This is a genomic window from Cerasibacillus terrae, assembly GCF_008039555.1.
Classification (GTDB): domain Bacteria; phylum Bacillota; class Bacilli; order Bacillales; family Amphibacillaceae; genus Cerasibacillus; species Cerasibacillus terrae.
In genome coordinates, this window is record NZ_VDUW01000004.1 from 43,222 (window position 1) to 69,423 (window position 26,202).

Consider the following 26,202-nt stretch of genomic DNA (forward strand, 5'->3'; position numbering starts at 1 on the left):
TCTTATTTATCCGGTTGTACCTTTTCTTCTTTTATTTCATCAACTAATGTTTCAGCAATTTTTCGGTACATATTACTCATCTGTACAAATGCGATTATGGTTAGTAACTTTTCTAAATAGTGACTATCCTCTTCACTAATTGAAGTCACCTTATTTTTTACATCTTTATTTAGTTCCATTATATTATTTTTAACATAAGTCACATTATTATTTGCCAAAGACAAATAACTTTCATAGAAGTCATCTAATGGAAAATCTTCTTCCGATGTCCATTTATTTAAAGGGCCAAGAATTGATTTAATGTCCTTAATTGTAAGTGACCCTTTTAATTGGTAAATAAGACTAATTAAAATAATATGTTCTTTTGAATACTTTTTGTTTTTTATCGGATAAAACAATTTTCCTTTTGCATAATTATTTATCATTGTTTTTGTTAATATCTTTTCATCATCATACCGCTTTGCTTTTTCGAATTTCTTTTCAAATAACTGAATCACTTGATCCATATATAAGTCAATCTCTGGTATATCTTTAAGTTCTAACTGTTGTTCTATTCCACATTTTTCAATTATCTTATCATAATCTTTCATATCCAACCCTCATTTGCATCATTTCTTATGTACAAGTATATGTTAAATTTTCCTTAATGTAAATATTGACTAGATGTTATAATACGTATATTATTATATGTAGTAATTAAAACCACATAATGAGGTGTATAAAATGAATATGTATATTCGCGAACCAATTAATGGATTTACTCATCTGCTTGCCGCAATCCTGTCAGTCGTCGGGCTAATTGCAATGATTATAAAAGCAACCTATGTGTCAACTTCTAATTTAACCTTGTTTGCTGTCATTCTTTTTGGGATAAGTATGATTTTACTATATGCTTCTTCTGCAACATATCACATGATAGTAGCAAGGGAAAAAGTCATTGCCTTTTTTAGAAAAATAGATCATGCGATGATTTTTGTGTTAATAGCGGGAACATATACGCCAATATCCTTAATTGGTGTAGAGGGTGTTGCCGGATGGGTTTTATTTGGGGTGGTTCATGGTCTAGCGCTTTTAGGTGTTCTATATAAACTTATCTGGTTTCATGCACCACGCTGGTTATCTACATTTATTTATATTGCAATGGGTTGGATTGTCATTTTCTTCAGTCCTTCTTTAGCAACAGTTATTGGAAAAGATGGGATGCTTTTACTTGTAGTAGGTGGAATAATTTATACAATTGGAGGATTTATTTATTGGTTTAAACCACATTGGCTAGAATTTAAATATATGGGACATCATGAAATTTTCCATATTTTTATCATGTTTGGGAGTTTGTTTCATTTTCTTTGTATTTTTAACTATGTTTTATAGTTGTAAAACCTAAAAAAACAGTGCTCCTATAAAATAAGGAACACTGCTTTCTTAACTTAAATAACCATTTTTGATTGAATGTAATAATATAATAATTCTTCTGTATTGGCTAAAGCAGATTCATGGGTTCTTTCAAATGCATGAGAAGAATCAATTCCAGGTCCAATTAATCCATGAACAATATCATGTCCAGAACGGATTGCAGCTGAGGCATCAGAACCATAATATGGATAAATATCTAACTTATAGCCGATATCGTGTTCCTTTGCTAGCTGAACTAGATGACTTCTTAGGCCATAATGATATGGGCCACTGGAGTCTTTCACACAGATGGATACCGTATATTCATCTGTTGATTGACCGTCTCCTATTGCTCCCATGTCAACTGCTAAATATTCAACCGTTTCTGGTGTAATATTTGAATTCCCACCATATCCGATTTCTTCATTATTGGAAATAAGAAAATGAGTCGTATATGGTAAATCTATTGCTTCTTCTTTGATACGTTTGATTAATTGAAGTAGAATTGCCACACTTGCTTTGTCATCTAAATGACGTGATTTAATAAAGCCGTTTTCTGTTAATTGTACACGCGGGTCAAATGTAACAAAGTCCCCAACTTCGATTCCTAATTCACGTACTTCTTCTGCGTTTTTTACCTTTGCATCAATTCGCACTTCCATGTTCTCTTGATTACGTTCAGCTGTTCCGGCATCTTTATATACATGGACAGATGTTTGATGCATTAAGATGGTTCCTGTGAATTTCTTTCCATTTGCTGTATGTATCTCACAATATTCCCCTTCAATGGCGTTATAACGAAAACCACCAATTAAATCAAGGCGTAACCGTCCATTATCTTTTACTTCTTTTACCATCGCACCAAGCGTATCGACATGTGCTGTTAACATTCGATGTTGTTCGTTATTTCTCCCAGGTAACGTAGCAATTAAACCTCCTTTTCGATTGCGTTTTGTTTCTATTTTTAAGTCTTGTAAATAATTTTCAACAAATGAGATGACTTTTTCTGTGAAACCAGATGGACTTGGAATAGAAACGAGTTGTTTAATGAGCTGTTTTGTGTTTGGATATGTAGACATTTCATTTCCCCCTTCTTTTTCTGTCTTCTATTTTACTTGGAGTAAGTCGGTTGGACAAGTTTCTATATACGAAATTTAGGATATTTTCACTTTAAAAAGGGCATAAAAAAAACCACCAATTTTTTATTGGTGGAGACGGTGGGAGTCGAACCCACGTCCAAGGATATCGTCACTTAAATATCTACATGTTTAGTTGATATATTTCATTTTCGCTAACTCGTCAGCCTATCAACAGGCTTCATAAGTAGCTAGTCTGATTGGTTTCAACTATCATCCTCAGACGGTGGATCATAGTATAGCCCGCTTCATTTGAGACCCTTCATCCACTACACGGGCGATAGTAGGAAGGATCCTTTAGCTAGCTTACGCTGCTAAAGCGAAATTATTGTTTTCTTTGCCAGTTAAATTTAGGCGATAACGGTTTACGAGACGTAACCTCGACATGCAACCTAAGCTCGACCTATCCCTGTCGAATCCAGAACGTCCCCATATCAAATGAGAAACGTCAAAGGACAATGGTTGATGACTATAAAATATCTTATCTTTTGACATTATTAATTATATCATATACAGATTAAAAATCAAGCCCTCCATGGTATTGGACAACTTTGGTAATGGTTATTGTTTGGGTGACCGATTTCTCTGCTTCTTCGCAATTTCGGGCACCAATATCCATTTGGGTGACCGATTTTTCTGCTTTTTCGTAATTTCGGGCTGCAATATACATTTGGGTGACCGATTTCTCTGTTTCTTCGCAGTTTTGGGCTGCAATATACATTTGGGTGACCGATTTCTCTGTTTCTTCACAGTTTTGGGCTTCAATATACATTTGGGTGACCGATTTCTCTGTTTCTTCACAGTTTTGGGCATCAATATACATTTGGGTGACCGATTTCTCTGTTTCTTCACAGTTTTGGGCATCAATATCCATTTGGATGACCGATTTCTCTGTTTCTTCGCAGTTTTGGGCAGCAATATCCATTTGGATGACCGGTTTCTCTGTTTCTTCACAGTTTTGGGCATCATTATCCATTTGGGTGACCGGTTTCTCTGTTTCTTCGTGATCCCGGGCATTCATATGTTTTTATAAGCATAGGCTTCTTCCAAAAGATATTTTTATGAGCCATGCATTCTATCTTTTATCGCTCGATCCATTTCACGTTTCATTTGTTTACGTTTTAAATCTTCACGCTTATCGTATTGTTTTTTTCCTTTTCCTAGTCCAAGTAAAACTTTAGCAAAGCCATTTTTTATATACATTTTTAAAGGAACAAGGGCATAACCTTTTTGCTGGGTTAATCCTAATAAGCGATCGATTTCTTTACGGTGCAATAATAATTTACGTGTTCGAGTTGGATCATGATTAAAACGATTTCCTTGTTCATATGGAGAAATATGCATATTAATTAATTGAACTTCCCCATGTGGGTCGATTCTTGCATGGGCATCTTTCATTTGCACGCGTCCTGCACGAATGGATTTAATTTCTGTTCCTTGTAACACGATTCCTGCTTCGATTGTTTCTTCTATAAAATAATCATGTGATGCTTTTTTATTCCGTGCTATTGCATTGTTTTTACGCTTTGACATACTTACTCCTCCAATGTTCTACGTGTCGTTCATTTTAACAAATAAATGAAAGAAATTCCAATTTTAGTTTTACCATCTATCATCGAGCAAACTCATATAAAAAGCTTGCAGAGAAAACACGTACTTTCTCTACAAGCCTATATCCTTTTTTAATTATTCACCTTTTAAACCATCATAGATGATATCAATATTATGTTGTAATAACTTAACGTATGTGTCCACTTTGTCACCTTTTTTACCAATCTCATCGGAATATATATGTTCTTCATAAATATCAATTCCTGATTCACTAGAAACTGTTTCTAAAGGTCTTGAATCAACATTGGATTCTAAAAATAATACTGGTGGTTGTTCCTCTTTTAATGTATCTACTAATGTTTTAATTTGTTCTGGTGTTCCTAGTTCTTCCGTGTCAACTTCCCACACGTATGCTTCTCTTAAACCATAGTGCTCTGTCATATATTGGAAAGCGCGTTCACTTGTGACTAGGATACGGTCTTCTTCTGGAATTTCACCAATTTTATCTTCATATTCCGTATCTAGATCTTCTAATCTTTCAAGGTATTCAGCTGCGTTTTCTTCATAAACATCTTTATTATCTGGATCTACTTCGATAAGTGCGTCACGTAAATTAGTTGCCATTGTAATCCCTACTTGCGGATCTAAGAATGAGTGTGGATTAACTTCTTCCTCTATTCCATCTTCTCCACCGATATATTTAGGTTCTACACCTTCATTTAATTCGAATACTTTATCATGGTCTTGATTTACAGAATCAACCATTTTATAGAACCAGCCGTCTTCTCCACCTTCTAGATTCATTCCATTCATAAACAATATATCCGCGTCTGTTGCATGTTTAATATCTTCTGGAAGTGGCTCATATTCATGTGGGTCTGTTCCAGTTGGTACTAAATTGTATACATCAACTTGATCTCCAGCAATTTGATGTACCATATCTTCAATCGTTGTGAATGATGTGACCACTTGTAAAGCGTCTTTTGAATCCTCTTCATTATTTGAACCTGTGTCTTTTTCTGTTTCTTTTTTATCACCACCACATGCTGCTAGAAGCACAGTTGCTGCGATTAAAATAAATGTTACATATAAAAAACGTTTCATTTTTTTCTCTCCCTTAGTTCTTTTTTCTTTTCAAAATATAAACAATGATCAATAAGATACTTTCTTTTTATTAGAGCGTAAAGAGCGCCAAATAATTCCTTGTTGTGGTGCAAATAAAAATGCCAAAATAAATAAAGCCGTAGCGACTAAAACAATAACAGCACCAGATGTTAAGTTATATTTAAAGCTAAAATATAATCCTAATACACTGGAAACTGCTCCGAAAAAAGCAGATAAGAAAATCATGGTTGATAATCGGTTTGTTAATAAATACGCTGTTGCAGCAGGAGTAATCAACATTGCTACGACAAGTATGACACCAACTGTTTGTAATGATGCTACTGTTACCAATGTTAGTAATACCATCAACCCATAATGAACAAGTTTTGTTGGTATCCCGTATGATTTTGAAATAATTGGGTCAAATGTCGTAATTAAAAATTCTTTATAAAAAATAAATACAAACAATAAAACAACAACACCAATAATAAGTGTTAACCACATGTCTGATGAACGTACAGATAATACGTTACCAAATAAGATTTGCGATAAATCCACTGCAGTTTGTGCTTTCATTAAAAGTAAAATACCTAATGCAAAAAACGCAGAAAACACAATTCCAATAGATGAATCGCTTTTAATTCGACTATTTTGAGTAACAAATCCAATACCGAGTGCTGTAATTATTCCCATAAGAACCGCACCATAGAAATAATTGATACCTAACATAAATGAAATGGCAACACCTGGCAAAATCGCGTGAGAAATAGCATCACCCATTAACGCCATTCCACGTAGAATAATAAAACTTCCAATTACACCACATAATATTCCAACCATTATGGAAGTGAAAAGAGCCTTTTGTAAAAATTCATAATTCATAATATCTTGAACGAATTGTAACATTAAACACCTACCTCCATGTTCATGAATGGAAAGTTTGTCTGATATGCTCTTGTCATAGTTTCACGTTGAAAGACATCACGGACTGGACCTGATTGAATTAATTTCTTATTGATTAAAATTAAATCATCAAAATAATCTTCTACTTTAGACAAGTCATGATGAATGACAAATACCGTTTTACCTTCATCTCGTAATTGTTTAAGAATATTTATAATGGTTTGTTCACTTGCCACGTCAATTCCAACAAAAGGTTCGTCTAAAAAGAACATTTCTGCTCGTTGTGCAAGTGCTCGTGCTAAGAAAACGCGTTGTTGTTGACCACCAGATAATTCGCCAATTTGATGCTTTGCAAACTTTTCCATTCCTACTTTTTCCAAACATTCACGTGCCCATTTTTTTTCCTTTTTACCAGGTCTACGAAATAAACCTAACTGAGGATATGTCCCAAGTAATACCGTATCAATCACATTAATCGGAAAATCCCAATCTAAATCACTTCGTTGCGGAACATAGGCAATATTTTTTCGCATTGTCTTAATTTCTTTGCCATGAATTTTGACTTCACCATAATCTTTTGGGATTAAGCCAAGGATTGCTTTCATCATTGTCGATTTACCTGCACCATTCGGTCCAATAATACCAATCAGTTTTCCTTTACCAAGTGAAAAGGAAATATCCTGAATAACTTCTTTTCCATAATATGATACGTGCAGATTATTAATTTCTATGGCTTTTTCCATTTTTTTCACCTTCCTTTTATCACACAAAAAACATTCTCATTTATTTATAAAGTGAAACTTCAATCAATGGGAGTTTTCTTCTTCTCCCATTATTGTTAGTTGAACGAATCGGGCCTTTACTGGCTGTTGATTCTCCACTTATAATTCTTGAATATCTCGAATTTTTGAAGTGGAGTTCTTACAGCCAGTGGCCAGTTAATCTGCGATAAAAACATGATTACACCTATAAATTTTTCCTCCGTACAATGAATAGTATATTAGACAAATAATTAGATGTCAACAATTAATTTGGTCTAAGGAAACATTTTAACGTAATCAACTTCTTACTGTTCGTTTAGTATCAGTTCCTTTACTCATTTTATTCTGGAAATAAGAAATACGCTACACCTAAACATGGAATGTAGCGTATTTCTTATAAGATATGCGTATACCTATCTTTTCATTATTTTCCAGTTGTGTCTTGAACAAGTTCAAAGTCAACCACTCGTTCATCTAAATTAACGCTGATTACTTTAACGGTTACTTCTTGCCCAATTCGATATACTTTTCCAGTTCGTTCTCCAATTAATGCATAGCTTTTTTCGTTGAAATGGTAATAGTCATCAATTAGATAACTAACATGGATCAGCCCTTCTACTGTATTTTCCAATTCAACAAATAAACCAAAGCTTGTCACAGAACTGATAACACCTGAAAATTGTTCCCCAATTTTATCTTGCATATATTCTGCTTTCTTCAAATCATCTGTTTCTCGTTCAGCATCAACCGCTCTTCGCTCCATCATCGATGCATGCTTTGTAATATCTGGTAATAAATTCTCCCATCTATGAATCACTTTTTTATTCATTTCTTCATTTATTAAATACGTATGAATTAGGCGATGAACAATCAAATCAGGATAACGTCTAATCGGTGATGTAAAGTGAGTGTAATATGTAGCCGCTAGCCCAAAATGCCCCACACTTTCCGGGTCGTATTTCGCTTGTTTCATCGATCGTAACATCAGTTTTGATACAATCATTTCCTCTGGTTTACCTTGAACTTTTTCCAATACCTTTTGTAACTGTTGTGGATGAATATCATTTGCTACACCTTTTGCACGCACACCTAGTCCTGCTAAAAACTCGAAGAAGCTTTGTAATTTACCTTCGTCTGGATTTTCATGAATCCGATAAACAAATGGAACATTTAACCAGTGGAAATGTTCTGCAACTGTTTCGTTTGCGGCTAACATAAACTCTTCAATTAAACGCTCAGCAACAGAACGTTCTCGAATAACAACATCTTTTGCTTTTCCATCTTCATCGACAAGTACTTGTGCTTCTTTAAAGTCAAAATCAATAGCTCCTCGCCCCATCCGTTTACCACGTAAAATGGCAGCAAGTTTTTCCATTTGTTCAAACATCGGAACAAGTGATTTATATTTTTCACGTAAAGAAGCATCTTTTTCCACTAATATTTGATTGACATCAGAATATGTCATTCTTTCTGTTGTTCGAATCACACTTGGAAAAATTGCATGATGAACCACTTTCCCAGTGGAGTCAATTTCCATTTCACAACTTAAAGTCAAGCGGTCTACCTGAGGGTTCAAGGAACATATCCCATTTGATAACCGATGTGGAATCATCGGGATAACACGATCAACTAAATATACACTTGTTCCTCTTTCTAAGGCTTCTTGATCTATTGGAGAATTTTCCGTCACATAATGACTAACATCTGCAATATGTACGCCGAGTTTATAATTTCCATTTTCTAATTTTGTAACTGTTACCGCATCATCTAGGTCCTTAGCATCTGCACCATCAATTGTTACAATTGTTTCATTTCGTAAATCACGACGCCCTGAAAAATCCTTTTCATCTACCGATTCCGGCACATCTGTTGCGTGCTTTAGAACATCTTCAGGAAATTCGATATGAATACCATGTTTATAAATAATGGATAGAATATCAATTCCGGGATCATTTTCATGACCTAGAATTTTTACGATTTCCCCTTCTGCACTTTTCCTTCCTTCTGGATAATTTGTAATTCTCACAATGACTTTATGGCCTTGAAAAGCACCATTTATTTTATCTTTAGGAATAAAGATATCATTCGGAATGCGTTTATCATCTGCAATGACAAAGCCAAATGACTTATTATCTTCAAATGTCCCGACGATTTGTGTAATTCCTCGTTCTAGGATACGGATAACAGATCCCTCTGGGCGATTTCTATCTACATCTTGCTTTTCAATTCGTACAAGAACTAGATCATTATTCATTGCAGAAGCTAAATCTGAATGATGGATATATATATCCACTTGATCTGGATCATCTGGAATTAGAAATGCAAATCCTTTCGCATGCATTTGGATTCTACCACGTATTAAATTCATTTTTTCAGGTAGACCGAAATGATTTTTTCTTGTACGGACAAGTTCACCAGATTCCTCTAGTCTATTTAATGCAATAATAAGTGATTTAAACTCAGCTGCATCTTGAAGTTCTAAGACATCTTCTAATTCATGTACAGAAAGTGGCTTTTTCCCGTTTTCCATAAAATAAGCTTTAATTCTATCTTCCATTTCTGTATTCAAAAATTTCACCTTCCTTTTTTCTATTTATATTATCTATTGTGCCCATTGTAATGACTCTAGAAACGTATAAATATCATCGTGAAGTTGATTTCTCTCTTTGTCTAAAGTAATCACATGCCCTGACTCTTCGTACCAGTTTAATTGTTTGGATTCTGATTCAATATTTTCATAAATATAATTAGCACTTTTCGGATTGATCATTTGATCGAGGCGAGCCTGCACAATCATTGTTGGTGTATAAATGGTATCAATCTGTTTCTGAACATCTTCAATCGATATACCAATCTGTGTAAACATTGGCTGAGATGCATCCATTAAAAGCTCCATTTCTTTTTGAACGGTTTTTTCATCTTTCTTTTCTAATTGTTTGTACTGCTTTGCGAAATGTTTAAAACCTGCTGTCAGTTGTCTTTCATTATCAAAAAACATGGGAGCACACATCGGGATAGCTGCTTTAACTGGGAAAGAATTTGCTAATTTCAAGCTCAAAACTCCGCCAAGAGAAAGTCCAGCAACAGCGATTTCCTCATATCCTAATTCTTTCAAATGATGATAACCTTGTACGGCATCTTCCCACCAATCTGCTGGAGTGGTTTGAATTAATTTTTCTGGTGCTTGTCCATGTCCTCGATAAATTGGAGCATGGCTTGTATATCCATGTTTTTCTAAAAATCTACCGAGCATTCGTACATCTGCTGAATGTCCTGTAAATCCATGAAGTAAAAGTACTGCTCTCGGTCCTTTCTCAAATGTAAATGGTTCAGGTTGTTTTATTTTCATTTCTCAAATCCCCTTCGAACTATAAATCCTTCATCTTATCACTATTTTACCCATTTTCACAAAAATACACCATAATAAAAAACCCTACCATATATATGATAAGGGTCCATTGTTAAATAATATACGCACTAATAAATGCTAACACAAAGAAGATAACACCTGTCACAATTGTACCGCGATGTAAAAAAAGATCAAAACCTCTTGCCTTTTGCTTTCCAAATAATTGCTCTGCTCCTCCAGAAATCGCTCCAGACAAGCCAGCACTTTTTCCACTTTGTAATAAAACAAGAATAATCATAATAATAGCATCTACTACAAGTATAGTATTAATTGCTGTCTCCACCGTACAACGACACCTCCTAAAAACGCTCAATATAATCTGATTTATGACTCGTTCCTAATAACTATGCTATTTTATACTTTAGCATAAATAGGAAGTAGATAGCAAGCTATTTTAGATTGCCATACCGTAATCATGGAAGAACATTTTTTTTCGGATTATAATAAAGATAACAAAGGGTTGGAGGGATACGAATGAAAGAATCATTTTGGTTAACAGTAAAAGATGACGTTCCTTTGCATGTAATAAAGTGGTTTCAAAAAGAACAAAAACCTAAAGCAATTATTCAATTATCACATGGCATGGTAGAACACATTGATAGATATGATGAATTTGCTAAATTTTTAGTAAGCAAACAAATTTACGTATATGGTAATGATCATAGAGGTCATGGAGAAACAGGGAAAAATCAAGGTTTATTAGGATATTTTTCTGGATCAGATGGTTTTAGGAAAGTTGCTGATGATTTATATGAAGTAACAAAGAAAATAAAGAAAGATTATCCCCACACACCAATTATATTATTAGGTCATAGTATGGGATCATTTCTCGCACGAAAATATATTCAGACATATAGTGAGGAATTAGATGGAGTTATTTTATCTGGAACAACCTATGCTTCTTTAATAGAAACGAAGCTAGGTAAAGTGTTAGCCGCACAAGCTCGTCCTAAGGAAAAGGCCGAACTTTTAAATAAGCTCATTTTTGGAACATATAATAAAGGCATTTCTAAACCAAATACAGAATTCGATTGGCTTTCAAGAGATACAAAATCTGTCCAGGCTTATATGGATGATCCACTTTGTGGCTTTGTTCCTACAGGGAGATTCTTTTATGATTTATTCACAGGCTTAGAAATGATACATGATACACAACTAAATCAACATATTCGCCGTAAATTACCAATGCTATTTATTAGTGGGGACAAAGATCCTGTCGGTAAAAATGCAAGAAATATATGGAAAGCAGCACAAGTTTATCATGATTTAAATATGGAAAACATAATGGTAACACTTGTTCATGGTGGAAGACATGAAATCTTAAATGAAACAAATAAATCAGAGGTATATTCTTTTATTTTTCAATGGATAATATCTTTGCTAAATCACAAATATAAGAAATAGAAAATAAGCTTTTAGTGTGGATACAATGACTAAATCTAATCTTACGCAAGGGATTAAAAGTCTGAAAAACAAAGGATGATGATGGTGAAACAAATCCAAGGTATTGCAGCGTCTAATGGAATTGCCATTGCAAAAGCATATCAATTAAATGAACCAGAGTTAACCTATAAAAACAAGCACACAGAAAATCCTGAACAAGATCTGGAGCGCTTGATAAAGGCATTAAACATTTCAAAAGAAGATTTAGATAAAATCCGCGAACATACAGAACAAGCACTAGGTAAAGAACATGCAGAGATATTTTCTGCACATTTACTTATTTTAAATGACCCAGAATACATTAATCCAATAAAAGATAAAATTAATAAGGAAATGGCATCTGCTGAGGCTGCTTTAGAATCTGTAACAAACATGTTTGTCGATATTTTTAAAAATATGGATAATGCCTATATGCGAGAACGTGCAGCAGATTTACAAGATGTCGCAAAACGTGTAATGGCACATTTATTAAATATTCCATTACCAGATCTTGCTTTAATTGATGAAGAAGTAATTATTGTTGCCCATGATTTGACACCATCTGATACTGCACAATTGAATCGGAAATATGTAAAAGGTTTTATCACAGATGTTGGAGGGCGTACATCACATTCTGCAATAATGGCAAGATCTCTTGAAATTCCGGCTGTCGTCGGTACAAAGAACATAACATCGACCGTAAAACAGGGTGAACCCGTTATTATTGATGGAACGGAAGGAAAAATCATCACACAAGTTGATGAAGAAACGAAAAACATATATCAACAAAAGTTAAAGGATTTTAAAAAACAACAACAATTATGGGTGAAATTAAAAGATGAACCAACTCGCACAAAAGATAAAATACAAGTTGAATTATCTGGAAATATTGGAACACCGAGAGATGTAGGCTCTGTTCTAGAAAACGGAGGCGAAGGTATTGGTTTATATCGGACAGAATTCTTATTTATGGGTCAGGCTGAAATGCCAACAGAGGATATGCAATTTGAGGCATATAAATCTGTCCTCGAGATGATGGAAGATAAACCGGTAATTGTTCGAACACTCGATATCGGTGGAGATAAAGAAGTCGATTATTTAGATTTACCTAAAGAAATTAATCCTTTCCTAGGATTCCGGGCAATTCGATTTTGTTTAGCAAACGAAGCAATGTTTCGGACGCAATTACGCGCTTTGCTTCGATCCAGTATTCACGGAAATTTAAAAATCATGTTTCCAATGGTTGCTACCTTAGAAGAATTTCGTCAAGCAAAACAATTATTACTCGAGGAAAAAGAAAATTTACAAAAAGAAGAAATCGATGTAGCAGACAATATTGAGGTAGGAATTATGGTGGAAATCCCATCAACAGCTATCCTTGCTAACCAATTTGCCAAAGAAGTCGATTTCTTTAGTATAGGAACAAATGATTTAATTCAATACACAATGGCAGCTGATAGGATGAATGAGCATGTCTCCTATCTCTATCAACCATACCATCCAGCCATTTTGAATCTTGTTCATCAAGTAATTCAGGCAGCCCACCGCGAAGGAAAATGGGTCGGAATGTGCGGTGAAATGGCCGGTGACCCCGTTGCTATTCCGATTCTATTAGGCTTGGGTTTGGATGAATTTAGTATGAGTGCATCATCCATATTACCTGCACGATCACAGATAAGTACATTATCTAAACAGGAAATGGAAGAATTAGCACGTACTGTTTTAAAAATGGGGACAGCAGAAGAAGTTAAAAAATTAGTAAAAGAAAAAACACCACGCAGTTTCTGAAACCTTTGTAGGTTTTAAGAGAGTGGTGAGGCGCGGATATCGGGATTTCAGCGTGGATATCGGGATTCGAGTGAATATATCGGGATTCGCGGCATTATATCGGGATTCAGAGCAATATATCGGGATTCAAACACGGATATCGGGATTTCGGAGCGTTATATCGGGATTCAGAGCAATATATCGGGATTCAAGCGAATATATCGGGATTCGCGGCATTATATCGGGATTCAAACGCGGATATCGGGATTCGAGCGAATATATCGGGATTCGCGGCAATATATCGGGATTCAGAGCAATATATCAGGATTCAGAGCAATATATCGGGATTCAAGCGCAGATATCGGGATTCAAACACGGATATCGGGATTCGCGGCATTATATCGGGATTCAGAGCAATATATCGGGATTCAAATGCGGATATCGGGATTCGGAGCGTTATATCGGGATTCGAGCGAATATATCGGGATTCGCGGCATTATATCGGGATTCGGCGTGGATATCGGGATTCAGAGCAATATATCGGGATTCAAACACGGATATCGGGATTCGGAGCGTTATATCGGGATTCGAGCGAATATATCGGGATTCGCGGCATTATATCGGGATTCGGCGCGGATATCGGGATTCAGAGCAATATATCGGGATTCAAACACGGATATCGGGATTCGAGCGAATATATCGGGATTCAAACGCGGATATCGGGATTCAAGAGTAAACAGTATAATTCTCAACATAAAAAAAGGGGCTATGTGGTGCAGTACCACATAACTCCTTTTTACTATCCACTATTTTTTCAAATGATAGAAAGCATTTGTACCAGCATACTCGCCAATACCTTGTAGTTCATCTTCAATACGTAACAACTGATTATATTTTGCAACACGGTCTGTTCGTGATGGCGCGCCTGTTTTAATTTGTCCAGCATTCGTTGCTACGGCAATATCAGCAATTGTGGCATCTTCTGTTTCACCTGAACGGTGGGATATTACAGATGTGTAGCCTGCACGTTTTGCCATTTCAATCGCGTCAAAAGTCTCTGTTAATGTACCAATTTGATTTACTTTAATCAGAATAGAATTTCCTACACCTTGTTCAATTCCTTGTGCAAGTTTTTTCGTATTGGTTACGAATAAATCATCACCAACTAATTGGACGCGGTCACCAATTCGTTCCGTTAAAAGTTTATGTCCTTCCCAATCATTCTCATCCAATCCATCCTCAATTGAAATAATCGGATATTTATTAACCATTTCCTCATACCAATCAACCATTTCAGAAGAAGTACGAACAACCCCTTCTCCTTTTAAGTTGTACTTTCCACCTTCATAGATTTCTGATGAAGCAACATCCATTGCTAATTTTACTTCTTCACCAGCTTTATAACCTGCTTTTTCAATTGCCTCTACAATGGTTTGAAGTGCCTCTTCATTTGATTTCAAATCTGGGGCAAAACCACCTTCATCACCAACTGCAGTATTATATCCCTTTTCTTTTAGAACTGCTTTTAATGAATGGAAGATTTCTGTACCTGTACGAAGTGCTTCTTTGAATGTTGGTGCTGCTACGGGCATGATCATAAATTCCTGAATATCAACGTTGTTATCAGCGTGTTCCCCACCATTTAGAATATTCATCATAGGAGTTGGTAATGTTTTTGCATTAAAACCACCTAAATAATTGTATAAAGGTAATTCTAAATAACTTGCGGCAGCATGGGCAACAGCCATGGAAACACCCAAAATGGCATTTGCACCTAATTTAGCTTTGTTTTCTGTACCATCTAACTCAATCATGATTTGGTCAATAATATTTTGTCTTGTTACATCAATTCCCATTAATTCAGGTGCAATTACTTCATTAACGTTCTGTACTGCTTTTAAAACACCTTTTCCATTATAACGATTTTTATCTTCATCACGTAATTCAACTGCTTCATATTCCCCGGTTGAAGCTCCGCTTGGTACAAGTGCTGAACCAAATGCACCTGATTCTGTATAAATTTCTACTTCTACTGTTGGATTTCCTCTAGAGTCAAGCACTTCACGAGCATAAACATCAGTAATGTATGGCATATTAGTTCTCTCCTTTTGTTTTTAATATAGATGTTCCTGTCATATCTTCTGGTTTGTCAATATTTAATAAATCTAAAAGAGTTGGAGCAAGGTCAGCTAAAATTCCGCCATCCCTTACTTGAATACCCTCTTTTGTCACAATTACAGGAACGGGATTTGTTGTATGTGTTGTCATTGGTTTTCCTTCTACTGTAACAACTTCATCTGAATTTCCATGATCAGCCGTAATTATTGCATGGCCACCTAATTCATGAATTTTATCAACAATTTTACCTAAACATTCATCAACTGTTTCTATTGCTTTGATTGTAGGCTCTAACTTACCGGAATGCCCAACCATATCTGGGTTAGCAAAATTTAAAATAACTGCATTCAGTTCGCCTTTATCTAATTCATTTAATAAAGCTTCTGTTACTCCATATGCACTCATTTCCGGTTTCAAGTCATATGTCGCAACTTTCGGCGAATTAATTAAAATACGTTTCTCTCCTGGAAATTCTTCATGCCGACCACCATTTAAGAAATATGTTACGTGTGGATATTTCTCCGTTTCAGCAATACGCAATTGTTTCATGTCGTGTTTTGATAATACTTCTCCTAGTGTATTATCTAAGCCAACAGGACCATAGGCAACATAGCCATCAATTGATTCTTCAAATCTTGTTAACATTACAAAATGAATGTCTTGTGGTACTTTTTCTCCTCGATCAAAATCTTGAAAATTGTGATCTGCAAAAGTACGTGAAATTTGAATTGCCCGGTCTGGTCGGAAATTATAAAAGATAATAGAATCGTCATCTTGAACTGTTGCTACTGGGGATCCATTTTCTTTTGTGATGACTGAAGGGATAACAAACTCGTCATAAATCCCATTTTCATACGAATCATCAATCAAATCATATGGATTCGTATATTTTGGACCTTCCCCATAAACCATTGCATCATATGCTTTTTTCACACGTTCCCAGCGTTTGTCTCTATCCATCGAGTAGTATCTACCAGAAATGGTTGCAAATTCCCCGACACCATATTCTTTTATTTTTTCTTCTGTCATTTCGATATATTTTTTTGCGGAAGTTTGCGCAACATCACGGCCATCAAGAAATGCATGGATGTAAACTTTATCCACATTCTCCTCTTTAGCCAATTTTAATAAAGCAAATAAATGGTGGATATCACTGTGGACTCCTCCATCAGATAAAAGCCCAAAGATATGAACTGCTTTATCATCTTTCTTCGCTTTTCTCATTGCTTTTAAAAAAACATCTTTTTCATAAAACTCGCCATTTTCAATGGATAAATTAATCCTTGTTAAACTTTGATAGACGATTCTACCTGCACCTATATTTAAATGTCCTACTTCTGAATTTCCCATTTGGCCTTTAGGAAGCCCAACTGCTTCTCCACTTGCTTCTAATTGATTATGTGGAAAAGACTTCCAATAATGATCAAAATTAGGCTTATTTGCCTGTTTTACTGCATTACCTACGACCTCATCTCGAATACCGAAGCCGTCGAGAATAATTAATGCAGCTAAATCCTTTTGATTACTCATTTTTTCCGGCCTCCACAAGTTGAATAAAAGATGGAGCTTCGAGACTAGCTCCGCCAACTAATGCACCATCAATATCTGATTGTGCTAACAATTCATCCACATTAGCTGGTTTTACACTACCACCATATTGGATGATGATTTTGTCTGCTAATTCTTTAGATGTTTGTTCTTCTATTGTTTGACGGATATGTTGGCATACCTCATTAGCTTCTTTACTTGTAGCTGTTTTTCCTGTTCCGATAGCCCATATTGGTTCATAAGCAATAATCATTTGAGCAACTAATGCTTCATCAAGCCCTGCAATTGCCTTTTCCACTTGTGATGTAACAAATGATTTTGTTTCATTCGCCTGGCGTTGTTCTAATGATTCACCAACACAAACAATCGGTGTTAAACCATGTTCAAAAGCGGCATGTACTTTTTTATTAACTGTTTCATCTGTTTCACTAAAATATTGTCTACGTTCTGAATGCCCAATAATAACATGGGTAACTCCGATGTCTTTCAACATTACAGGACTGACTTCTCCTGTAAATGCACCAGATTCTTCATAGTGCATATTTTGTGCACTAATTTGAAGGGGTGTGTTTTTTGCTTTTTCAACAAGTGTTGCAAGTTGTGTAAATGGTGCACAAATAATTGCATCAACTTGTTCTGACTGTTCTAGTTTTGGTGCTACTTCCTCTACAAATTGTGTTGCTTCAGAAAGTGTTTTATTCATTTTCCAATTTCCTGCAATAACTTTCTTTCTCATCTGTCATCACCTCTCGTGTTTCATTAACCAGTCCTTACTTATCATCAAGGGCTTTGATTCCTGGAAGTTCTTTTCCTTCCATAAATTCCAAAGATGCCCCTCCACCTGTTGATACATGATCCATTTCGTGGACAAGGTCAAATTTTTCTACTGCTGCTGCTGAATCTCCACCACCAATTATAGTAAATGCTTCTGTTTGTGCAAGAGATTCTGCAACTGCACGTGTTCCACCAGCAAATGCATTCATTTCGAAAACTCCCATCGGACCGTTCCAAATGACGAGTTTTGATTTGGAAATAATATCTGCAAACGTTTCACGAGTTTTAAGTCCAATATCTAATCCTTGCCAATCTTTTGGCATATCTTCAATAGAGACAATTTTAGAATTTGCATCCTCGGAAAACTCATCAGCAATTACTGCATCTTCCGGGATGACAAATTGGACTCCTTTTTCTTCCGCCTTTTTTAAGAATTCTTTGGCTAAATCAATTTTATCTTCTTCCAATAGGGAATTTCCAATTTCATAGTCTTTCGCTTTAATAAATGTATATGCTAAACCACCACCGATAAGGAGATAGTCTACTTTATCAAGCAGATGATCAATTACATCTATTTTATCTTTTACTTTTGCTCCACCGATAATAGCAGTAAATGGTCGTTCAGGATTTTCTAATGCTTTAGAAAGAACAGCAATTTCCTTCTCCATTAAAAAGCCAGCAACTGCAGGTAATTTTTCTGCAACACCGGCTGTTGAAGCATGTGCCCTGTGTGCAGTACCAAATGCATCATTTACATAAATATCTGCCATATCAGCAAAGGCTTGGGATAGTTCTGGATCGTTATTCGTTTCACCCGCTTCAAAACGGACATTTTCAATTAGTAAAATATCCCCATCTTCCATCTGGGATATGGCCTCATTGACTTCTTTCCCATGTACAGCGTCTGTTTTCATGACAACTTTGCCTGTTAAATCACTTAGTCTTTTTGCTACAGGATCAAGTCTTAGTTCTTCCACGACTTGCCCTTTTGGCCTTCCTAGATGGCTTGCTAAAATTACCTTTGCACCTTTTTCTAACAAATGTTCAATGGTAGGCAATGCCGCTTTTATTCTTGTATCGTCTGTGATTTCACCATCTTCCATCGGTACATTAAAATCCACACGACAAAATACTTTTTTTCCTTTCACTTGTATATCTTGCAATGTCTTCTTATTCACAATCTAGCCTCCCATTTATTCTTATGTACGAATCCATTATATAAGTTTTCCCCGGAAAATGCTTTCATTAACCATCTTTATTTTTTATGAGGTCATAATAGTTCATTTTATAAAATGTTTATACACGAAAAAAGAGGGTTCCCCCCCTTTTTTTCGTGTATCCAACTTATAATCCTTTTTCAGCCATAAGAACTGCTAAATCGACACAACGGGAAGAATAACCCATTTCATTGTCATACCATGAAACAAGCTTTACCATATTATCTTCTATTACCATTGTTGACAATGCATCGAAAATAGATGAATGCGGATTGCCTATGATATCTGTAGACACAAGTGGTTCCTCGCTATATTCTAAAATACCTTTTAATGAACCTTCCGCAGCTTCTTTAAATGCATTGTTTAATTGCTCTTCTGTTGCATTTTTATCTAGTTCAGCAACTAAATCTACAATAGAACCATCTGGAACTGGAACACGCATCGCCATTCCATTTAACTTTCCGTCTAGTTCTGGTAACACTTCTGCTACTGCTTTTGCAGCACCTGTTGTTGTTGGAATAATATTTTGTGCCGCTGCACGTGCACGACGATAATCTTTATGTGGTAAATCTAAAATTTGTTGATCATTGGTATATGCATGAACAGTTGTAATTAAGCCACGTTTAATACCAAACTTCTCATGTAATACTTTCGCAAATGGTGCTAAACAGTTTGTTGTACAAGATGCATTGGACACAATATGATGCTCATCGGCTTTATATTGTTCATCATTTACCCCCATTACAACAGTTAAATCAAGATCGTTACCTGGTGCAGAAACAATTACCTTTTTTGCACCTGCATCAATATGTTTCTGTGCAGATTCTTTATCTCTAAAACGTCCAGTTGATTCAATAACAATATCCACACCTAATTCTTTCCAAGGTAAATTAGCTGGATCCCTTTCTGCAATTACCTTAATTTCCTTATCACCTATTACCATATGTTCTCCTTTTACATAAACATCTTCCATTAGTTTACCATGTACTGAATCATATTTTAGTAAATGGGCTAACATATCTGCATCTGTTAAATCATTGACTGCAACAACTTCTATTTTGTCATTTTTTAGTGACTGACGAAATACAAGGCGACCTATTCTCCCAAACCCATTGATTGCGACTTTAACTGTCATTATACTTCCTCCTAGTTTTTGTGATATTTATTTAAAGGGATGAATCCCTTAACAACTGACTTGCTGCTGCTTCATCTGTAATTAACATATTACTTTTTCCTTTTTTAAAATAGGATGCAATTGCTTTTGCTTTTGAGGAGCCACCTGCTACTGCAATAACATGGTTTTTATCCCTTAAATCATCTAATTGAATCCCGATTTTGTATATTTTATGAACAATTTGGCCTTTATCATCAAAATAATACCCAAATGCTTCACTTACTGCATTGCCTTTTTCTAGTTGTTCCATTGTCTCTGTTGGTGTATTTCTTCGTTTAGCCATTGTCAATGCATTACCTATGCCATGCAACACAATATTTGCACCTTTAATTTGTTGTAAAATTTCATGGATGGATGGTTCTTTCATCATCGTTTCATAAGATTGCTCACTTAATATATCAGGGATAAATAACATACGATATTTACCATTTGTTTTATGTGCCATCTTAGCTGCAATTGTATTTGCCTGATGTTCTACTTCTTCACCTATTCCACCACGCGCAGGGACAAAAACATAATTATTCTCTTCATGTATTGGAACCATTGCATCAGCAATAGCTGCAATGGTTGTTCCGCCTGTAACCGCAATAATAGAATCAGGCAATAGAATGTTTTTTAAATAATGAACACATGCTTTTCCCATTTCATATTTTATCCATTCATGCCGATCACTATCACCGGGTACAATGATAATGTATTCAACACCTAATTTTTCTTTCAAGGCTGTTTCCAGCTTATTTATACCGGAAAACTCCTTCATTTTTGGAGTTAGTTTTTCTAAAAGTACTTTTCCCTCGGAAGTTAAATACATACCTTTATTTGTCGTTTGTAGAAGATTTTGTTCTTGTAAAAATTCAACTTCACTTCGAATGGTTCTCTCTTTCAGTTTTGTAACATCTACTAAGGATCTTCTTCCAATCGGTTGGAGCAACATGACACTGTGCATTATTTTATACCGTTGTTGCATTTGCTCTAATAAGTCTGGGTATACTCTTTTTAGTAACTTCTTGAACTCATTCATTATATATGCTCCCCCCCTTGTTGGTCAATTTTGTCCCAGCTAATATTATTTTGTCCCACATATAGCAAAAAAATACAGGAAAATCTTTTCCTATATTTATTATAGCATAATTACCCCTGAAATATCCAAAAACAAATACCTACATTTTTTCAGCATATTTATTTAACACCTTGTACAATGTCTCGTAGTTCAAATCATTTCCATAAAGAACAGAATCCTTTATTTCTATGACTGGAATTTCTAGTTGATACTTTTCCAACCATTCATCACGTAGGTAAATATCTCGCTTTTCTAATGTAAAAGCAAATTCATCCTGAAATAATTGAAGGAGCTGTTCAGCATCATCACATAAAGGGCAATTCTCTTTTATATATAAATAGATAGACATTCCTCTCCACCACCTTTTTTAATAAAGTGAAACTTCAATCAGTGGGAGCTTTCTTCATCTCCCACTGATTGTTAGTTGAACGAATCGGGCCTTTACTGGCTGTTGACCCTCCACTTATAATTCTTGAGTATCTCGAATTCTTGATGTGGAGGTCTTACAGCCAGTTAATACGCGATAAAAGAGAAGCAATGAATGATCGTGAATCCATTGCTTTTCGGCTAATGATTATAGCAAGTCTTTCATAATTTCTGCACTTGTTTTGTGTGTCATTGCTGAAAACGGAATATCAAATGGTGTTTTAGCACCTGTTTCACCTTTTTTATGTAAGTGATAGGCTGCCCGTGCATAAGCAACTAAAACACTTGCTGTAAATTCTGGGTTACTTTCTAATGTTAATGAAAATTCCATTGCCTGTTTATGGGCTTTACTTGAATTTCCAGAACGAATGACAAAGCCGCCATGTCTCATTTTTTGATGCTCACTGTCAAATGTTTCTTCATCAATAAAATGAACAGTTGTATCATATGGCGCGAAATAATCTGGCATTGTTTTGATTTCTTCTTCAATGCGAGCATGATCTTTTTCATCTGCAACAATATAACAAACTCTCTTATGGCGTTCGGCTGCAGTTAAGTCTTCCCCTTTCCCATTTCGGGCATCTTCTAAAATCTCCTCCATTGGAACAGTGTATTGAACTCCTTTTTTCACGCCTTCCACCCGCCTTACTGCCTCTGAATGTCCTTGGCTTAAGCCTTTTCCCCAAAACGTATGTGTGCCACCGTCCGGGATAACAATTTCACCTAAAAGACGATTTAAAGAAAATAAACCTGGGTCCCATCCTGCTGAAATAATTGCAAGCTTTCCTGCCTCTTCTGCAGCTTGATTTACTTTTTTATAATGATCAGGAATTTTTGCATGGTTATCATAACTATCAACAATTGGAAATAAACGAGCTAGTTCTGGACTCATTTCAGGTAAATCACTAGCAGAACCACCACATAAAATGAGTACATCTAATTTATCTTGAAAAGAACGAATATTATCTTGACAATATACATTTGCATTTGTTGCGGTTTGAATCGTGTTCGGATCTCTTCTTGTGAATATTCCTGCCAATTCCATATCAGGATTTTTTTCAACAGCGAGTTCTGCCCCGCGTCCTAAATTACCATAACCTACAATTCCAATTCTTACTTTTTCTGCCATATTCCTCTCTCCTTACATTTTATCTTACTAAAAGTATAGTCGTTTCTATTCTATTCGGCAAAAGATTCTGTTTTATATGGGGAGAAATTTTGTTATTATGACGAAGATACCGTAGTAAGCAGACACTTCGCACACGCATAATCATAACCACCAGTCTTGAAATTTAAGAATATGAAAATGAATATGAAACAAATCACAACCCTCTTTGAATGTAAGTTCACCAATATGCGCTGTATTTTCAAGAAGTCTCCGTGTATGTCAACTGCTGAAATTCTCTTTTTGAATCGTATGAAGCCTACCTATGTTAAAGTAGAATATATACTTCTTAAAAAAATACTGTTCGCATAGATATAGATTAGAAAATTGCTTTCAAATTACTTAGAGGAGTTGTTTTCATGTCTAATTCTTTTCATGTATTACTAATGGGTGGCGATGCACGATATATCGAAATGGTCAACACACTTAGTAAAAAAGAAATATATACAACCCTTGTTGGTTGGGAAAAAATTACCTTTCCTTCTAAAAAAGTCACAAAGCAAACATTAAATCAAATTGACTTTTCTACATTCGATGCAATCATGTTACCAGTATCCGGAACAAATGAACATGGTGAAATAGAACTAGCACCCTATACAACTGAAAAGCTAGTATTGACAAAAGACATGCTACAAAAAACGAAAGAAAGCTGTGTTATTTATACAGGAGTATCTACTCCATCTTTAGATAAACTTACATCCTCTACGAATAAAAAACTTGTTTGTTTATTTCAGCGTGATGATTTAGCTATCTTAAACTCCATTCCCACTGCAGAAGGAACATTACAAATTGCTATGGAGCAAATGGATGTGACGGTACATAGTTCTTCTGTACTTGTTCTTGGGTTTGGTAGAGTCGGGCTAACGGTTGCTAGGGTTTTTAGAGCTGTTGGTGGTGATGTGACAGTTGGCATTCGTAGTTCTACCAACGCTGCCCGTGTCCATGAAATGGGGATGAATTCCTTATTTACTGAGGAATTAGAGCAAAATGTAGGGGCCTTTCAACTTATCATCAACACGATTCCACATTTAATTTTAGATTCACCTGTCATCTCCAATATGAACGAAGAGACGGTTATTATTGATCTGGCTTCAAAACCTGGTGGGACTGATTTTTCCTATGCAAAGAAAAAGGAGATTACTGCCATTCACGCTTTAGGCATCCCAGGGAATGTCGCTCCTAAAACAGCTGGGAAAGTCATTGCAGATGTATTTCTTGATCAATTAAAGCTTAATGATTCTAAATAAAGCGAAACTTCAATCAGCGGGAGTTTTCTTCATCTCCCAGTGATTGTTAGTTGAACGAATCGGGCCTTTACTGGCTGTTGATACAAGGATCGCTATTGTACTGCATTCTGATGGTTTTTGGTCTAACTTTAGAATGCGCCGCATTAGTGGTCTTTTTTTTCTTTTTAAAATTACTCATACCTCTTAAATAAATTCCTTTTTTGACATTTATTGTAACGATATGTTATATTGTTTCGATATGCTTACATAATTTGTATGCTACTTATACAGGTGTATAGAGCCATTACATGATTGTTTATCTCTCATTTACAAATCCATTCCAAATTACATCCAACTTTTTATTCTCTTTAATGATATGATAACCCATTTTATAGCTATTCGTGGAGTTCTTACAGCCAGTTAATACGCGATAAATGACTGAACTCGATAATCAATGGTTTGGAAAGGATATGGTAATAATGACCAAACAATTAAAGTATTTACTAGCAACTTCCTGGTTTATTACACTTTTTGCTTCACTAAATATTAATATGTTCAATCTTGGTATTCCACAAATATCTCAAGATTTTCATTTAAACTCTTCTGAGGCTAGTTGGATTGCTTCTGGATTTGTATTATGTACGGGAATTTCTGCAATTATCTTTGGAAAACTGGCTGATATATACCCTACACGCAGATTAATGATTATTGGAATCAGTTTGTTAGCAGCAGGTTCCTTAATCGGCCTTTTTAGTCCAAATTATTGGATGGTTATTGTTGGAAGAATGCTTCAAGGTGCAGGTGCTGGTTCTTTTCCTTCTGTAAGTATGGTGATGGCAGCAAAATTTTATCCCGCGGAAAAGCGCGGTTTATTTATTGGCATTGTCATGTCAAGTATCACTTTCGGTGCGGGATTCGGACCACTTATTGGAGGTTATTTGACACATCTATTGGGTTGGAGAGTATTGTTTGCTCTTTCTTTATTTAGTGTAATCGGTGTGCCACTGCTCCTAAAGTTTACACCGAAGGAAACAATATCCAAAGGACAAATTGATATTTTAGGAGCTATTTATTGTGCGTTAAGTGCCTTGTTTTTATTATTAGGAATTCAAACACATCTAGGATTCTTTGTTTTAGCTATTTTATTTGGTATTATCATGATTTGGCATAGCAAACGTTGTAAGGATCCTTTTATTAGAATAGGAATTTTTAAAAATATTCCTTATAGTATGTCCATTATTATGGTATTTTTAGTCAATCTTACGCATATAGCTACATTTTTTGTTCTGCCACTAATGTTGATTCATGTAAATGACTTAAATGAAGCATGGACAGGTCTAATTATATTCCCTGGAGCTATTTTTTCAGCATTTGCCGGGTCAACAATTGGAAAACTAACCGATGCATATGGGCCAACATTAATGGTCCGTTGGGCTACATTATCCATGACTACTATTTTCTTTATTATTTCAATATTGGTAGGCCAATCCTATATTTGGATTACACTCGCAATTCTCTTGGAGTATACTGCTTATTCCATCAATCAAGTGGCCATATCTAGTTTTGTCAGCAAGATTTTGGATTTTGAAGAAGTAGGAGCTGGGATGGGCATGATGAACCTATTTCTTTATATAGGGATGGCTATTGGTACCGCAATATTCGGTAAAATATTAACAGCAGATATGGGAAAATGGAATCCACTTAATAACAGTGATTTTTATTCTTATAGCAACGCATTTTTATTATTAAGCCTGCTGATTTTAAGTGTATTATTCTTTTCTTTCATTGCAAAACGAACAGCGAAAGAATGACATATTCTAATATAGATAAAATTTGAAATGTCTTTCCAAGCTTAAAGTAATATCTTTATAGACATAAAGGGAATAAAAAAGCATATAATTAGGAATGAAGTATACAATTTGAATATAAAATCCAGATTGACTTGATGAAAGCCTATTCTGTTTATTTTCATCAAGTAGGCATCATTTCTACAAAATATAAGTAAAAAGAATCAAGGGGAATTCTTATATTCCCCTTGATTCTTCAGTT

At 35.3% G+C, this 26,202-nt stretch carries 24 protein-coding genes and 1 other RNA gene; 6 read left to right on the top strand and 19 right to left on the bottom strand.

The genetic code is table 11. From position 1 onward, the window contains the following. Nucleotides 1–2: 2 nt before the first annotated feature. Complete coding sequence (locus FHP05_RS07335; RefSeq protein ID WP_147666639.1) at nucleotides 3–590, bottom strand: DUF1836 domain-containing protein; 588 nt, start codon at nucleotides 588–590, stop codon at nucleotides 3–5. A gap of 133 nt (nucleotides 591–723) precedes the next feature. Here FHP05_RS07335 and trhA point away from each other — a divergent pair, with 133 nt between their 5' ends. Next, entirely contained in the window at nucleotides 724–1,371 is a 648-nt protein-coding gene (trhA, locus tag FHP05_RS07340) for a PAQR family membrane homeostasis protein TrhA (protein WP_147666641.1), read from the top strand. 56 nt (nucleotides 1,372–1,427) lie between these two features. Here the strand turns inward: trhA and FHP05_RS07345 are convergent, their stop codons facing one another. The 10 genes from FHP05_RS07345 to secG form a co-directional block, all read right to left on the bottom strand. After that, complete coding sequence (locus FHP05_RS07345; protein ID WP_147666643.1) at nucleotides 1,428–2,471, bottom strand: M42 family metallopeptidase; 1,044 nt, start codon at nucleotides 2,469–2,471, stop codon at nucleotides 1,428–1,430. A gap of 127 nt (nucleotides 2,472–2,598) precedes the next feature. Further along, nucleotides 2,599–2,959, bottom strand: a transfer-messenger RNA (tmRNA) gene (gene ssrA / locus FHP05_RS07350). A gap of 86 nt (nucleotides 2,960–3,045) precedes the next feature. Next, nucleotides 3,046–3,549 (bottom strand): hypothetical protein, encoded by a 504-nt coding sequence (locus tag FHP05_RS07355; protein ID WP_147666645.1) that lies wholly within the window; start codon nucleotides 3,547–3,549, stop codon nucleotides 3,046–3,048. 38 nt (nucleotides 3,550–3,587) lie between these two features. After that, the gene (gene smpB / locus FHP05_RS07360) at nucleotides 3,588–4,061 is read right to left on the bottom strand and encodes an SsrA-binding protein SmpB (protein WP_147666647.1); all 474 of its coding nucleotides are present in this window, start codon (nucleotides 4,059–4,061) and stop codon (nucleotides 3,588–3,590) included. A 153-nt stretch (nucleotides 4,062–4,214) separates the two neighbouring features. Further along, nucleotides 4,215–5,183: a metal ABC transporter solute-binding protein, Zn/Mn family gene (locus tag FHP05_RS07365; protein WP_147666649.1), complete on the bottom strand. Its 969-nt coding sequence runs from the start codon at nucleotides 5,181–5,183 to the stop codon at nucleotides 4,215–4,217. A 48-nt stretch (nucleotides 5,184–5,231) separates the two neighbouring features. Next, complete coding sequence (locus tag FHP05_RS07370; RefSeq protein WP_147666651.1) at nucleotides 5,232–6,089, bottom strand: metal ABC transporter permease; 858 nt, start codon at nucleotides 6,087–6,089, stop codon at nucleotides 5,232–5,234. Continuing rightward, complete coding sequence (locus FHP05_RS07375; protein WP_147666652.1) at nucleotides 6,089–6,829, bottom strand: metal ABC transporter ATP-binding protein; 741 nt, start codon at nucleotides 6,827–6,829, stop codon at nucleotides 6,089–6,091. Before FHP05_RS07375 ends, FHP05_RS07370 begins: the two co-directional genes overlap by 1 nt. 442 nt (nucleotides 6,830–7,271) lie before the next feature. Then, entirely contained in the window at nucleotides 7,272–9,404 is a 2,133-nt protein-coding gene (gene rnr / locus FHP05_RS07380) for a ribonuclease R (protein WP_147667057.1), read from the bottom strand. A 45-nt stretch (nucleotides 9,405–9,449) separates the two neighbouring features. Continuing rightward, nucleotides 9,450–10,196: an alpha/beta hydrolase gene (locus tag FHP05_RS07385; RefSeq protein ID WP_147666654.1), complete on the bottom strand. Its 747-nt coding sequence runs from the start codon at nucleotides 10,194–10,196 to the stop codon at nucleotides 9,450–9,452. A gap of 112 nt (nucleotides 10,197–10,308) precedes the next feature. After that, nucleotides 10,309–10,539 (bottom strand): preprotein translocase subunit SecG, encoded by a 231-nt coding sequence (gene secG / locus FHP05_RS07390; RefSeq protein ID WP_147666656.1) that lies wholly within the window; start codon nucleotides 10,537–10,539, stop codon nucleotides 10,309–10,311. A gap of 191 nt (nucleotides 10,540–10,730) precedes the next feature. Between secG and FHP05_RS07395 the strand changes: the two genes are divergently transcribed. The 3 genes from FHP05_RS07395 (at nucleotide 10,731) to FHP05_RS07405 (ending at nucleotide 14,181) form a co-directional block, all read left to right on the top strand. Beyond that, nucleotides 10,731–11,660, top strand: a complete 930-nt coding sequence (locus FHP05_RS07395) for an alpha/beta hydrolase (protein ID WP_147666658.1) — start codon at nucleotides 10,731–10,733, stop codon at nucleotides 11,658–11,660. A gap of 81 nt (nucleotides 11,661–11,741) precedes the next feature. Beyond that, complete coding sequence (gene ptsP, locus FHP05_RS07400) at nucleotides 11,742–13,466, top strand: phosphoenolpyruvate--protein phosphotransferase (protein ID WP_230973954.1); 1,725 nt, start codon at nucleotides 11,742–11,744, stop codon at nucleotides 13,464–13,466. 22 nt (nucleotides 13,467–13,488) lie between these two features. Continuing rightward, a complete protein-coding gene (locus tag FHP05_RS07405; protein ID WP_147666662.1) occupies nucleotides 13,489–14,181 on the top strand; it encodes a hypothetical protein in 693 nt (230 codons plus the stop codon). A 70-nt stretch (nucleotides 14,182–14,251) separates the two neighbouring features. Here the strand turns inward: FHP05_RS07405 and eno are convergent, their stop codons facing one another. From eno to FHP05_RS07445, 8 genes are all read right to left on the bottom strand, one after another. Then, entirely contained in the window at nucleotides 14,252–15,538 is a 1,287-nt protein-coding gene (gene eno / locus FHP05_RS07410; protein ID WP_147666664.1) for a phosphopyruvate hydratase, read from the bottom strand. Between the two features lies 1 nt (nucleotide 15,539). Next, nucleotides 15,540–17,093 (bottom strand): 2,3-bisphosphoglycerate-independent phosphoglycerate mutase, encoded by a 1,554-nt coding sequence (gene gpmI / locus FHP05_RS07415; RefSeq protein WP_147666666.1) that lies wholly within the window; start codon nucleotides 17,091–17,093, stop codon nucleotides 15,540–15,542. Beyond that, nucleotides 17,086–17,847 carry a triose-phosphate isomerase gene (gene tpiA, locus FHP05_RS07420; RefSeq protein WP_147666668.1) on the bottom strand — a complete coding sequence of 254 codons (762 nt, stop codon included), beginning with the start codon at nucleotides 17,845–17,847 and terminating at the stop codon, nucleotides 17,086–17,088. Before tpiA ends, gpmI begins: the two co-directional genes overlap by 8 nt. Before the next feature lie 34 nt (nucleotides 17,848–17,881). Beyond that, the gene (locus FHP05_RS07425) at nucleotides 17,882–19,063 is read right to left on the bottom strand and encodes a phosphoglycerate kinase (protein WP_147666670.1); all 1,182 of its coding nucleotides are present in this window, start codon (nucleotides 19,061–19,063) and stop codon (nucleotides 17,882–17,884) included. A gap of 166 nt (nucleotides 19,064–19,229) precedes the next feature. Continuing rightward, entirely contained in the window at nucleotides 19,230–20,237 is a 1,008-nt protein-coding gene (gap, locus tag FHP05_RS07430; protein ID WP_147666672.1) for a type I glyceraldehyde-3-phosphate dehydrogenase, read from the bottom strand. Nucleotides 20,238–20,268: 31 nt separating this feature from the next. Continuing rightward, the gene (locus tag FHP05_RS07435) at nucleotides 20,269–21,297 is read right to left on the bottom strand and encodes a sugar-binding transcriptional regulator (RefSeq protein ID WP_147666674.1); all 1,029 of its coding nucleotides are present in this window, start codon (nucleotides 21,295–21,297) and stop codon (nucleotides 20,269–20,271) included. A 139-nt stretch (nucleotides 21,298–21,436) separates the two neighbouring features. Then, nucleotides 21,437–21,685 (bottom strand): glutaredoxin family protein, encoded by a 249-nt coding sequence (locus tag FHP05_RS07440; protein WP_147666676.1) that lies wholly within the window; start codon nucleotides 21,683–21,685, stop codon nucleotides 21,437–21,439. Between the two features lie 225 nt (nucleotides 21,686–21,910). Then, the gene (locus tag FHP05_RS07445; RefSeq protein WP_147666678.1) at nucleotides 21,911–22,891 is read right to left on the bottom strand and encodes a diaminopimelate dehydrogenase; all 981 of its coding nucleotides are present in this window, start codon (nucleotides 22,889–22,891) and stop codon (nucleotides 21,911–21,913) included. 395 nt (nucleotides 22,892–23,286) lie between these two features. On the opposite strand from FHP05_RS07445, the gene dpsA reads away from it, so the two are divergent. Together dpsA and FHP05_RS07455 are read left to right on the top strand one after the other, a co-directional pair. Beyond that, nucleotides 23,287–24,174 (top strand): dipicolinate synthase subunit DpsA, encoded by an 888-nt coding sequence (gene dpsA / locus FHP05_RS07450; protein WP_147666680.1) that lies wholly within the window; start codon nucleotides 23,287–23,289, stop codon nucleotides 24,172–24,174. A 458-nt stretch (nucleotides 24,175–24,632) separates the two neighbouring features. Further along, complete coding sequence (locus tag FHP05_RS07455; protein ID WP_191126285.1) at nucleotides 24,633–25,964, top strand: MFS transporter; 1,332 nt, start codon at nucleotides 24,633–24,635, stop codon at nucleotides 25,962–25,964. Nucleotides 25,965–26,202: the final 238 nt, after the last annotated feature.